Consider the following 12,361-nt stretch of genomic DNA (forward strand, 5'->3'; position numbering starts at 1 on the left):
AATGTACTGAGAAATGAAAAGACATCTTTCTTTACTCTGGGCAGCATCACTTGTGTTGTCTGGATGTGTCACAGAAACGACGATTATTGGCAAGAATTCGGTTAGACAAGAGAATGCGATCGACAATGCAGCAGCATCTAAGACACGCATTCAGCTTGGCATGGGCTATTTGAACAAAGGTGAAATGGCCTCAGCAAAATATAACTTTGAAAAAGCTATCGAGCTTGCACCGTCGAGTGCTGAGGCATACCTTGCAATGGCTTATTACTATCAATCGGTTGGTGATAATCTTTCAGCGCAGAAAACCTATGAGCAACTCGTATCGTCACATGGCAATGATCCTGATGTTTTGAATAATTACGGTACTTTTTTGTGTCGGAATCATAACTATGCTCAGGCTGACTCCATGTTCATGCGTGCTGTCGCACAACCCCGTTATCTAAAGATGGATGACACATATGAGAATGCGGCTCTCTGTGCCGTAGAATCGGGTAAAAAGGATAAAGCAAAAGAATATTACCGTCTGGCGCTGGGTTATAACCCTCAGAAAGTAGGGTTAATGCTTGATTTAGCAGAAATTGCGTTAAATGAACATAATCCAACTGATGCCGAGTCATGGCTTCGGGCTTTTCGGAAAAAGGCGAATGATACGGCACAAAGTTTGTGGCTGAGCATTCGTACTGCACAAGCGCAAGGGCGTATTGCCGATATTCATGTTTTTGGCCAGTCTCTGGTTCAACAATTCCCGTCTTCAGTTCAAGCAAAAAGATATCAGAACAATGACTACTGAACAGTCTCATGACAATGCCCTGCAGACACCGGGCTTAATACTTAAAACAGCACGTGAAGTACGCGGTTTAAGTCAACAAGATGTGGCTCATCGCCTCAATTTGCGTATTTCATTAATTAGAGATATTGAACAAGATCGTTTCGATCAAAAAACAGCCAGTACGTTTACGCGTGGATATTTGAAAACGTATGCACGTTTCGTTGGTGCGGACGAGCAAGCGGTTTTAGCTGCCTATGACCGTCTTGGGTTGAAAGATCAAAAATACAGTGAAATGTATAGCTTCTCCGGCAGAACACAACGCGAAGCCAATGAACATCGAGTTCGAATCATTTCATGGGTACTATGCATTGGTTTAGTCGGCGCTGGTGGTGCCTGGTGGTGGTTACAACCAGCAGAAGAACCTGTGCCGACCAGTATTAATGAAGCCGGGCAGTTAGTTGTGAAAGGCGCCTCTGAGGTTGCGAAAGCAATCAGTGCCGCTGATGCAACAAAGGCTATTGAAACCACTGTGCATGCATCTGCTGCTGTGACTACCAATACAGAGACGGCGGTATCATCGGCCTCAACGACTGAACCAGACACGGCTGAAAGTCCTGATGCTGAAGATCAAACGCCGACGGTTCTTTCAGATACGGCAGCACAAACATCAGAACCTGCACCGAATGATGTTGTCCCCGCGGCCGACACTAACGGAAACAGTGAAAATACTTCATCGAACGTAGAAACAAAAGCGACCCCAACAGCCGTCGATTCATCTGTTGCTTTGCAGTTGCAATTTACAGGTGGCTGTTGGTTACGTGTTGCCGATGCGAATGGCAAATCGTTGTTTGAAGGTACAAAAAAATCAGGTGATAAAATCAGCCTGACAGGCAAGGAACCATTCAGTCTGACTATTGGTGCACCAAGAGCTGTTTCTGTTTATTTCCATGGAAAACCAGTTGATATGACATCCTATATTCGTCAGGGTGTTGTGGCTCGTTATAAGTTACCGTTGAAGAATTAAGTCATGACGCAACATGTTTCACCTATTAAGCGCCGGATCAGCAAACGGATCATGGTAGGAAAAGTACCTGTCGGTGGTGATGCTCCGATTTCGGTACAATCAATGACCAATACGCTGACAACAGATGTCGCTGCAACAGTTGCTCAAATCCAGTCTTTACAGCGTGTCGGTGCTGATATTGTTCGAGTTTCAGTGCCTACCATGGATGCGGCTGAAGCATTTAAACTGATTCGCCAGCAAGTTTCCATTCCGTTGGTTGCAGACATTCATTTTGACTACCGGATAGCATTAAAAGTTGCTGAATATGGTGTGGATTGTTTACGGATCAATCCAGGTAATATTGGCAAAGAAGATCGTATTCGAGCGGTTGTTGATTGCGCCCGTGATTTAAATATTCCCATTCGTATTGGTGTGAATGGTGGTTCTTTAGAAAAAGAGCTGATGGATAAATATGGCGAACCAACGGCTGAAGCATTGGTTGAGTCTGCCATGCGGCATGTAGATATTCTGGATCGACTCAATTTTGATCAGTTCAAAGTCAGTGTGAAAGCCTCCGATGTGTTCCTTGCAGTAGATGCTTATCGTCTATTGGCGAAACAGATTGAACAGCCATTGCATCTGGGTATCACCGAGGCGGGTGGTTTCCGCTCTGGCGCTGTGAAATCAGCAATTGGTTTAGGCATGTTATTGTCAGAAGGTATTGGCGATACCCTGCGTGTGTCTTTGGCTGCAGATCCTGTCGAAGAGATAAAGGTTGGTTTTGATATTCTCAAATCTTTACGGATCCGTGCCAGAGGGATCAACTTTATTGCTTGTCCGACCTGTTCCCGTCAGGAATTTGATGTGATTGGTACAGTGAATGCCCTTGAGCAGCGCCTGGAAGACATTATTACCCCGATGGATGTTTCCATCATTGGGTGTGTCGTAAATGGTCCGGGGGAGGCTCTCGTCTCTGATTTGGGGCTGGCAGGAGCCAATCGCAAGAGTGCGCTTTACGAGAATGGCGAGCGAGTCGATCGGTTAGACAACACGGAGTTGTTAGATCAATTAGAAGCTCGGATAAGAGCCAAAGCTTCCCAACTGGATCAAGAAAAGCGCATTCCTATTAAACAACATCAGGAATAACTCCTGCACACATCCACATGCTGCCTGTAGAGGAGTTTTACCTCTATTTTGAAACTCCCTATAATGCGGGCAGCTTTTGCATCAGATATTTGAGAATTATTGTGGCTAAACAAATTCAGGCGATTCGTGGTATGAATGATTGCCTACCGGAACAGACACCGGTTTGGCAAATGGTTGAGGCAAAACTGCGTCAGGTCGTTTCTTCGTATGGTTATTCCGAAATACGGATGCCAGTAGTTGAAATGACTCATCTCTTTCAGCGTGCTATCGGTGAAGTGACCGATGTTGTTGAAAAAGAGATGTATACCTTTAATGATCGTAATGGTGATAGTTTAACTCTTCGACCAGAAGGGACAGCCGGTTGTGTGCGTGCGTGCATTGAACATGGGTTGGTTTATAACCAAGAACGTCGTTTATGGTATGTCGGCCCAATGTTTCGCCATGAACGTCCTCAAAAAGGCCGTTATCGTCAGTTCCATCAGTTTGGTGTTGAAGTCTTTGGTTTAACTGGGCCAGATATCGATGCTGAACTGATTATGCTCACAGCTCGTTTGTGGCGAGAGCTTGGCATTGCGCAATTCACAACATTACAGCTGAATACGTTGGGCTCGTCTGTTGAAAGAGCAGCATATCGTGATGCGTTAGTTGCGTTTCTGGAGCAACATAAAGATCGCCTGGATGAAGAGTCTCAGCGGCGGATGTATAGCAATCCTTTACGGGTTTTAGATACCAAAAATCCCCAGGTCCAAGAAATTCTGGCTAATGCCCCCACCTTATCTGATTATTTTGGTGAGGAAACCAAAGCACATTTTAGTAACCTGAAAAGCTTGCTGGATGCAGCGGGAATTGCTTATCAGGTGAATGAACGTTTGGTACGCGGTCTGGATTATTACAATTACACCGTTTTTGAATGGGTAACTGACAGTCTGGGCGCTCAGGGTACCATCTGTGGTGGTGGTCGTTACGATGGGTTGGTTGAGCAACTGGGTGGCCAGGCAACTCCGGCAATCGGATTTGCAATGGGTCTGGAACGTCTGACTCTGATGCTGGAGACGTTAGAAAAGGTAAATAACATTCCGCCAACAGTTGATGTCTATATTTGCATGGCTGGTGAAGGTACTCAGACGGCTGGCTTGTTATTGGCTGAGCAATTAAGAACAGCCCACCCGCAATTACGCGTGATGTCTCATTGCGGTGGTGGAAATTTCAAGAAACAAATGAAACGTGCAGATAAAGTAGCGGCCAAAGTAGCATTGATATTGGGTGAAACAGAAGTTGCCGAACAAAAGATCACCGTAAAATTTTTACGCGATCAAGTTGAACAACAAACTGTTGATATTGCAGCTTTATCTCTGATCCTGAACAAGCTGGGAGAGTAATAGTGGACGTTTATAATTCAGAAGAACAACAAGTAGAAGCCATTAAATCTTGGTGGAAGGAAAACGGTAAGTCCATTATTGCTGGTGTTGTCATCGGCTTTATCGGTCTGTTCGGATGGCGTTATTACAACGACTATACTCGTCATCAAAGCGAAATGTCTGCTGCAGAATATCAGCAGACCATGCAAAATTTATCCACTCAGCATGAAAAAGCATTTGATGCGGTAGAGCAATTTATCTCTTCGCATAAAAATACGTACGGTGATCTGGCCAGTCTTCAATTAGCTGATGAAGCGGTAAAGGCAAATAAGTTGGAATTGGCTGCAACACAACTACGACAAGTGGCTGAACATGCTAATGATGACTCATTTAAACCTGTTGCAAGTATCAGACTTGCGCGAGTGTTGATTGCAAATAAAAAGCCAGCGGATGCACTGAAAGTATTAGATACAGTGGCTGCGGAACCATATAAAGCGGCTGTTGCTGAAACTAAAGGAGATGCATTGTTGGCTTTATCTCAGCCAGATAAAGCCCGTGAAGCTTATGCCACTGCGATAAAAATCAGCAAAAATGGTGCTAATCCGGTTTTACAGATGAAATTGGACGATCTGTCTGCAGATAGTGCAAAAATTGATACACCTGTAGCTAAATAATGCGAAGGACGGTGAACCGAATGCATAAAACTTGGCAAAAATGGGGCTGTATATTGCTGGGGAGTGTTTTGCTCTATGGCTGCAGTTCGGAAGAAGATGTCATTAAAATGGCAGATGTCCCTGTAGTGGAATCCGCTTTTCATCCAGATACTGTCTGGAGTCACAGCATCGGGTCAGGAGTAGGAAAATTCTATTCACATTTACAACCTGTCATTGTTGGTGATCATATTTTTGCTGCATCTCGGGATGGCGATATTTATGCGTTTGATAAACAGAGCGGGAAAAAACTGTGGCATATTGATCTAAGTGATCAACCGTTTTTTGAAGAAAAACGCAGTGCCCGTTTATCTGGCGGTCTGGCTGCAGCCGATGGTCATCTCTATGTTGGATCTGAAAATGGTCAACTACTAGCGCTAAGTCTGGATAAAGGTGAATTGCTTTGGCATACCGATGTTGGGGGGGAGGTCTTGGCCACTCCAGCAACAGATTCAGGAAAAGTGGTGGTTACAACAGGCGCGGGTCAATTGCTGGCTTTAGAGGGTGATACGGGCAAAATTGACTGGACAGTCACGAGCGAACAACCAAATCTGACATTACGCGGCACGTCTGCTCCAGTGATTGCAGCCGGGGGCGTCCTGTATGGCCGGGCCGATGGCAAAATTGGTATTGTGTTATTACAAAACGGCCAATTGGTGAATGAAACTCGGGTGGCAACACCACATGGCCAGACCGATCTTGATCGTATGGTGGATGTTGATGCCACTCCTGTCATAGTTGATGATGAACTGTATGCAGTAGCTTATAATGGCCAACTGATTTCCCGTAAATTGATTTCTGGTGATGAGCTTTGGAAGCGAAAATATGCCGCTTACCAGGATCTGGGCGTCGGTGTGAATGATATTGCAATCACAGACTCAAAATCACACATCTATCTGGTTGATCGTGCAACTGGAACTGAAAAGTGGTCTAACACGCAATTGGAATATCGTAATGTTACGGCACCTCTAGTATTGGGTGATTATGTTGTTGTTGGTGATAATGAGGGTTATTTATACTGGCTTTCACAAACGACAGGTAAAATTATTGCCATGCAAGAGGTCGATAGCAAAGGTCTTTACGCCACACCAATCATTGACGACAATTTAGTCTATATTCAAACTCGTAGCGGTGAACTCGTAGCCCTTAAGCGTCCGTAACAATTCGGATTTGGTATGTTAATAGCCCCTGATCTCGTATCGGGGGCTTCTGTTTATTTATTAATTGAGGTTTTGTATGACCCCTGTTGTTGCCCTGGTGGGACGCCCAAACGTTGGCAAGTCCACACTATTTAACCGTCTGACGCGTAGCCGGGACGCACTGGTGGCCGATTTCCCGGGATTAACACGCGATCGTAAATATGGTCAGGCGTCTTTTGGTGAACTGAATTTTATCGTTGTGGATACTGGCGGTATTGATGGTTCCGAAGAGGGAATTGAAGTCAAAATGGCTGAACAATCGCTGCAAGCGATTGATGAGTCAGATGTTGTATTATTCATGGTAGATGCTCGTGCAGGTGTGACCAGTGCTGATATCGGGATTGCTAACCATCTGCGGCGACAACAGAAAAAAGTATTTCTGGTCGCGAATAAAACAGATGGCATTGATGGCGATGCCTTTGCTGCAGACTTTTATAGCTTGGCACTTGGTGAGATCTATCAAATAGCTGCGGCTCATGGCCGTGGTGTGACATCATTGCTGGAAAAAGCATTAGCACCTTTTCTGGAAGAGTTAACAGGAAAATCGGCTGAAGAGGAAGCAGAAGACGAAGATGCTGCTTACTGGGCTGCATTTGAGGGTGTTGAACCCGATTTGGACGAACCAGAAGAAGAGTTAACTGGTGAAGATCGATATGCCGATTTGCCAATTAAGTTTGCCATTATCGGTCGTCCGAATGTTGGAAAATCGACTCTGACTAACCGTATGTTAGGGGAAGATCGAGTCATTGTTTTTGATATGCCAGGAACAACACGCGATTCCATTTACATTCCACTGGAGCGCGATGAGCAACAATATATTGTCATTGATACGGCTGGTGTACGTAAGAAGAAGAAGATTTACGAAACAGTCGAGAAATTCTCAGTTGTTAAAACATTGCAGGCAATTGAAGATGCCAACGTTGTTTTGTTGCTGATCGATGCTCGTGAGGGGATCTCTGACCAGGATTTAAGTTTACTTGGTTTCACTCTGCATTCAGGGCGCTCTATCGTGATTGCGGTCAACAAGTGGGATGGACTGGATCAGGATACCAAAGAGAAAATCAAAGAAGATCTAGAACGACGACTGGGTTTTGTTGATTTTGCTCGTGTTCACTTTATTTCAGCCTTGCATGGCTCTGGTGTGGGCAATTTATTTGATTCGATTCAAGAAGCTTATCGTTCTGCGACAAAGCGTATCAGCACTTCCATGCTGACTCGTATCATGAATATGGCTGCAGAAGATCATCAGCCGCCTTTGGTTCGTGGTCGTCGTGTTAAACTGAAATATGCGCATGCTGGCGGATATAATCCACCACGTATTATTATTCATGGCAATCAGGTGAATGATTTGCCTGATTCATATAAGCGTTATTTGATTAACTATTACCGTAAATCATTGAAGATCATGGGAACACCAATCCATGTTGAGTTTCAGGAAGGTGACAACCCATTTGAAGGGAAACGGAATAAGCTGACACAGAGCCAGATTCGTAAACGTCGCCGAATGATGAAGTTTGTGAAAAAAGGTTAATAATCAAATAAATTCAGAGGAGAGGTGAAATGGCCTATCAGATCACCTGTCCTTCTTGTCAACAAGAAGGGCTGGATCCCAGATGGAATGAAGCGACCTGCATCCATTGCGCAAAGCAATTTACGATTGTTGCTTTTTGTCCTGCATGCCATGTTGAACTGGAACGTTTGCAAGCATGTGGTGCAGTAGATTTTTTTTGTAATAGTTGTAATTCAATGGTTTCAAAACGGCAAGCTGAATATCAAATCACGCCAAAAGAATGAAAAAAAGCCAGATATCGTATCTGGCTTTTTTATCTGTTCGGTAATACTCAATTAGAGTGATTGAGTAAACGTACGGGTAATTACATCACGTTGTTGTTCTGGTGTCAGAGCATTAAAACGTACGGCATAGCCAGAAACACGAATGGTTAATTGCGGGTATTTTTCTGGATTTTGAACGGCATCTTCCAACGTTTCACGTCTAAGCACATTCACATTCAGGTGTTGGCCACCTTCAACCTGTGGTGCAGCATTGACAGGGATTTCCCGATATTCAATATTGCCTAATGAGGCCAGCGCAACTACCTGATCTTCGCTGTAACGAGGATCTTTTGAACATAAGCAACGCACTTCTTGTGTTGTATCATCCAGCAACCAGAATGAATGGATCAATTCTGCATTTGCTGCTTGAGTGATTTGAATACCCTTAACCATGATGAACTCCTCGATAGTTTGGGGCGGTTCTTGTCACTAGTTACAAGAAAGTGCCCCATAATGCAGGCGATTAAACCAACTTGGTTTAATCATGTATCTTTGATACTACATTAGTAAATTTACTAATAGTTCGCAAGGGGATACCCCCTAAATAAACAGGCCTATTCGAGATTAAAGCTTGATCAAAATCAATAAACATACATTTTGCATCCATCATTGCAGTTCGGCGTAAATTCAGATGGTTGATATCTTGTAAATTTACTACAAATTTGTCAGATGCCGTTTTTAACGGAAGTACGATAAAATCAATTTTTATCACAGTCGGGAGGAACGAAATGCAAACGTGGAGTGATGTGCTGGGTCAGGAAAAACAACAGGCCTATTTTCAGGAAACGCTGAGTTTTGTTCGACACGAACGTGAGTCAGGTAAAGTGATTTACCCTCCTGCTGCTGATGTTTTTAATGCTTTCAAATACACAGAGTTTAATGATGTAAAAGTGGTCATCTTAGGGCAGGACCCTTATCACGGTCCCAATCAAGCGCATGGCCTTTGCTTTTCTGTATTGCCAGGCGTAGCAACACCACCATCGCTGGTTAACATATACAAAGAATTACACCGTGACATTCCTGGTTTTGATATACCTAAACATGGCTATCTACTCTCATGGGCTCAACAAGGGGTGTTGTTATTAAATACGGTGCTGACTGTTGAGGCTGGCAAAGCGCATTCTCACGCATCCTCGGGGTGGGAGCAGTTTACTGACCGGGTTATTGCTGCATTAAATGAATCCAGAGAAGGGCTGGTCTTTTTGCTTTGGGGAAACCATGCCCAAAAAAAAGGGCAATATATTGATCGCCAAAAGCACCATGTTTTAATGGCTCCCCATCCCAGCCCGTTATCTGCGCACCGTGGTTTTTTAGGTTGTGGTCATTTTTCTTTAACGAATCAGTTCTTAATTTCATCAGGAAAACAACCAATAAACTGGCAAATACCACCGATAGCGTGATGTTGTTGGCACATTTCAGGATGAATCGATGCTTGAGAATAAAATTCACTATAATTTATAAATTGCCGATTAATAGGTTATCAGCTTAGGAGAGTGCACCATGTTGGATATTTTGCACCAAGAACATATCAACATCGCCAAATTACTCGATATGTTGCGTGATAATCTAGCGACAATTCGCAATGAACAGCCTGTGCGGTTTAGTGTGCTCAATGATGCATTGACCTATCTGAGAGACGTGTCGGATACGCAACATCACCCGCGAGAAGATTTGATTTACGATTATTTTGCGACATATCGATGTACCGATCCTTCTATTGTGACCACCACGCTCAAAGATCAACATAAACAGATTGTGAGTAGTGGAGAGAAATTGCAGGAGATGGTCGCGATGATTCTCATGGATGCTGTTATTCCATTAGATCGTGTTGCTGTAGCTTTAGAACAATTCATTGCCTTACAGCAAAGGCATCTGGATTATGAGGAGAGTGTTATCTTTCCATTGCTGAAACAAGCATTGACCGAAGATGATTGGCGTCATTTAGAGCATAATTGGGTGAATATGATTGATGCTGACCCGTTATTTGGTCGAGAAGTCGCCGAGCGGTACCAAGATTTGGCAACGCAACTGTTATCTGCTTAATCGATTGCGGAACAAAATATGGCGCTAACCAGCGCCATATTTTTTCAATTCAACGAAATGTCGTTAATACCCAATTCGTAATTTAAGTCAATGGACTGCAATTCCCGTTGCAAGCGATATCTGTCTTTTAATGCCTCTATCTCTCTCCATTTGCGCTTTTTATTTGTTTGGCGTTGACGTACATCAGTATCAATGACGGCCAGCTCTTCCGTTTCCAGTGAGAACCTGTCCATGGATCTACCTCCTCGTCTCAAACTAAAGAACGTTCAAACTGTGATAAGCATTTTACGGGCCACAAATCAAATATACAGATGTTATAGATTATGGCTTGGTGATAGTCATTCACCCATGCAACTTGCTTGTCACAAGTGCTTTCCGTATATCACAGCGTTTTAAAAACTAAAACACTGAGATGACGAAACTATTACAGACGTCAAAAGGTTGAAATTCTGCTGCTGAGGGAAAAAGAAAGATGGTGTATCAGCCGACGAGGTGTCAAAAGGGAATTAATAGCGAATTAGTGCATAAAAATGATTTATGATGAATATTTATGCTGCTTAGTTAAAAAAATATCAATAATAATTTTGTATTTAATGCTGATACTGGTATTTTTCCGGGTATTATTTTTGCAGTATATTTTTGTCTTCAGCGATTATTTAGGAAAGGCTCACATATGGAGCAGGTTGCCACCCTAGAGGTGCAAAATTTATGTAAACGCTTCGGTTCCAATGAAGTATTAAAAGGTATTAATCTCACCGCGAGTAAAGGGGATGTTGTTTCCATCATCGGCTCGTCTGGTTCAGGTAAATCCACCTTTTTACGTTGCATTAATTTACTTGAAATGCCCACCAATGGTGATGTTTATGTCCATGGTGAGCTAATTCGTATGAAAACTGACAAATCCGGTGAAAGGGTTCCGGTAGATGCACAACAAGTTGCACGGATCCGTTCTCGGTTAGCCATGGTATTTCAGAGTTTTAATTTATGGTCTCATATGACTGTATTGCAAAATATTATTGAGGTACCAGTCCATGTGTTAAAAGTGCCACGTCAGGAAGCTATCGAGAAGGCGGAGGCATTGTTGCATCGTGTGGGCTTATACGAGCGACGTGATTATTATCCTGGGCATTTATCCGGGGGGCAGCAACAACGCGCAGCAATAGCCAGAGCGTTGGCTGTGGATCCTGAGGTCATGTTGTTTGATGAACCTACGTCGGCCTTAGATCCTGAATTGGTTGGTGAAGTCTTGTCCGTAATGCGTGGTTTAGCTGAAGAAGGCCGAACTATGCTGGTTGTAACTCATGAAATGGCTTTTGCGCGTGATGTTTCGAACAAAGTCATGTTTTTACATCAGGGGCGGGTTGAAGAGGAAGGCGATCCTAAAGAACTGTTCGCTAATCCGAAATCAGAGCGTTTCCGCCAATTTATCTCATCTACTTATTAATTTGGTTCCAATAAGCAAGGAGCAAACAATGAAAAAACTGTTGTTAACCGCGATTATGGCTAGTCTGATGGTAACAGGTGTGCAGGCAAAGGAATGGAAACAAGTCCGAGTCGCAGTTGAAGGTGCTTACCCTCCATTTAATAGTGTGGATGCAAACGGTCAGTTACACGGATTTGACGTTGATATTACCAACGCATTATGTGAACAGATGAAAGTAAAATGTACCATCGTGAAGCAAGATTGGGATGGTATGATCCCTGGACTGTTAGCTCGTAAATTTGATGCCATTATTTCTACGATGGACATTACCGAAGAGCGTAAAAAAAGCATTGATTTTTCACAGAAATACCAACACGTACCTGCCCATTTTGCAGCTAAAACCGGTACAAAGATCGAGCTGACTCCTGCATTCATGAAAGATAAGAAAATTGCAGTTCAGCGCGCAACTTCCATGGATACTTATGTAACCGATAACTTCCCTGATGCAACTATTAAGCGTTATGGTTCATATGATGATGCTTATCTTGATCTGAAGTCAGGTCGTGTTGATTATGTGTTGGCTGATACTGCATCAGTGATGGAGGGTTTGGTTAACAAATCAAATGGCGCATACAGTCTGGTTGGCCCTGGTCTGTCTGACAAAAAATGGTTTGGTGAAGGCGCAGGTGTAGCTCTTCGCAAAGGCGATACTGATCTGAAGAATATGTTTAACAAAGCAATTCTTGATATCCGTGCAAACGGTAAATATAAACAGATCAATGATAAATACTTCAAGTTTGATGTATACGGCGAATAAGAAAGCGTTTCATTAACTCTGGTATTCAGCGGGCCCACTATGGGCCCGTTTTGATGGATA

Annotated in this window: 14 protein-coding genes; 12 read left to right on the forward strand and 2 right to left on the reverse strand. The window is 43.4% G+C overall.

The genetic code is table 11. From position 1 onward, the window contains the following. Window positions 1-13 precede the first annotated feature (13 nt). The 8 genes from pilW to H027_RS0112785 all read left to right on the forward strand — a co-directional run bounded on the left by pilW (window position 14) and on the right by H027_RS0112785 (window position 7,979). Window positions 14-790, forward strand: a complete 777-nt coding sequence (pilW, locus tag H027_RS0112750) for a type IV pilus biogenesis/stability protein PilW (RefSeq protein ID WP_024872844.1) — start codon at window positions 14-16, stop codon at window positions 788-790. Further along, window positions 780-1,793 (forward strand): cytoskeleton protein RodZ, encoded by a 1,014-nt coding sequence (rodZ, locus tag H027_RS0112755; protein ID WP_024872845.1) that lies wholly within the window; start codon window positions 780-782, stop codon window positions 1,791-1,793. The genes pilW and rodZ overlap by 11 nt, the downstream gene beginning before the upstream one ends. Window positions 1,794-1,796: 3 nt before the next feature. Continuing rightward, window positions 1,797-2,918 carry a flavodoxin-dependent (E)-4-hydroxy-3-methylbut-2-enyl-diphosphate synthase gene (gene ispG, locus H027_RS0112760; protein WP_024872846.1) on the forward strand — a complete coding sequence of 374 codons (1,122 nt, stop codon included), beginning with the start codon at window positions 1,797-1,799 and terminating at the stop codon, window positions 2,916-2,918. A 101-nt stretch (window positions 2,919-3,019) separates the two neighbouring features. Then, the gene (gene hisS / locus H027_RS0112765) at window positions 3,020-4,297 is read left to right on the forward strand and encodes a histidine--tRNA ligase (RefSeq protein WP_024872847.1); all 1,278 of its coding nucleotides are present in this window, start codon (window positions 3,020-3,022) and stop codon (window positions 4,295-4,297) included. 2 nt (window positions 4,298-4,299) lie between these two features. Beyond that, entirely contained in the window at window positions 4,300-4,950 is a 651-nt protein-coding gene (locus H027_RS0112770; protein ID WP_024872848.1) for a YfgM family protein, read from the forward strand. A gap of 20 nt (window positions 4,951-4,970) precedes the next feature. Then, on the forward strand, window positions 4,971-6,146 hold the full coding sequence (bamB, locus tag H027_RS0112775) for an outer membrane protein assembly factor BamB (protein ID WP_024872849.1): 1,176 nt from the start codon (window positions 4,971-4,973) through the stop codon (window positions 6,144-6,146). Window positions 6,147-6,222: 76 nt separating this feature from the next. Beyond that, the gene (der, locus tag H027_RS0112780; RefSeq protein ID WP_024872850.1) at window positions 6,223-7,716 is read left to right on the forward strand and encodes a ribosome biogenesis GTPase Der; all 1,494 of its coding nucleotides are present in this window, start codon (window positions 6,223-6,225) and stop codon (window positions 7,714-7,716) included. 29 nt (window positions 7,717-7,745) lie between these two features. Further along, window positions 7,746-7,979 carry a zinc ribbon domain-containing protein gene (locus H027_RS0112785; RefSeq protein WP_024872851.1) on the forward strand — a complete coding sequence of 78 codons (234 nt, stop codon included), beginning with the start codon at window positions 7,746-7,748 and terminating at the stop codon, window positions 7,977-7,979. A 51-nt stretch (window positions 7,980-8,030) separates the two neighbouring features. Here H027_RS0112785 and grcA read toward each other — a convergent pair whose 3' ends face one another. Then, on the reverse strand, window positions 8,031-8,411 hold the full coding sequence (gene grcA / locus H027_RS0112790; protein ID WP_024872852.1) for an autonomous glycyl radical cofactor GrcA: 381 nt from the start codon (window positions 8,409-8,411) through the stop codon (window positions 8,031-8,033). Window positions 8,412-8,746: 335 nt separating this feature from the next. Here grcA and ung point away from each other — a divergent pair, with 335 nt between their 5' ends. Continuing rightward, window positions 8,747-9,418: a uracil-DNA glycosylase gene (gene ung / locus H027_RS0112795; protein WP_038149287.1), complete on the forward strand. Its 672-nt coding sequence runs from the start codon at window positions 8,747-8,749 to the stop codon at window positions 9,416-9,418. A gap of 100 nt (window positions 9,419-9,518) precedes the next feature. Next, window positions 9,519-10,061: a hemerythrin domain-containing protein gene (locus H027_RS0112800; RefSeq protein ID WP_024872854.1), complete on the forward strand. Its 543-nt coding sequence runs from the start codon at window positions 9,519-9,521 to the stop codon at window positions 10,059-10,061. A 44-nt stretch (window positions 10,062-10,105) separates the two neighbouring features. On the opposite strand, the gene H027_RS0112805 is transcribed toward H027_RS0112800, so the two are convergent. Then, window positions 10,106-10,294, reverse strand: a complete 189-nt coding sequence (locus tag H027_RS0112805; protein ID WP_024872855.1) for a DUF3545 family protein — start codon at window positions 10,292-10,294, stop codon at window positions 10,106-10,108. A gap of 440 nt (window positions 10,295-10,734) precedes the next feature. On the opposite strand from H027_RS0112805, the gene H027_RS0112810 reads away from it, so the two are divergent. Both H027_RS0112810 and H027_RS0112815 read left to right on the forward strand, forming a co-directional pair. Continuing rightward, the gene (locus tag H027_RS0112810; protein WP_024872856.1) at window positions 10,735-11,505 is read left to right on the forward strand and encodes an ABC transporter ATP-binding protein; all 771 of its coding nucleotides are present in this window, start codon (window positions 10,735-10,737) and stop codon (window positions 11,503-11,505) included. A gap of 28 nt (window positions 11,506-11,533) precedes the next feature. Beyond that, window positions 11,534-12,301, forward strand: coding sequence for an ABC transporter substrate-binding protein (locus H027_RS0112815; protein WP_024872857.1), 768 nt, complete (start codon window positions 11,534-11,536; stop codon window positions 12,299-12,301). Window positions 12,302-12,361 lie beyond the last annotated feature (60 nt).

The sequence above is a fragment of the Tolumonas lignilytica genome (genome assembly GCF_000527035.1).
In the GTDB taxonomy this organism is placed as follows: Bacteria; Pseudomonadota; Gammaproteobacteria; order Enterobacterales; family Aeromonadaceae; genus Tolumonas; species Tolumonas lignilytica.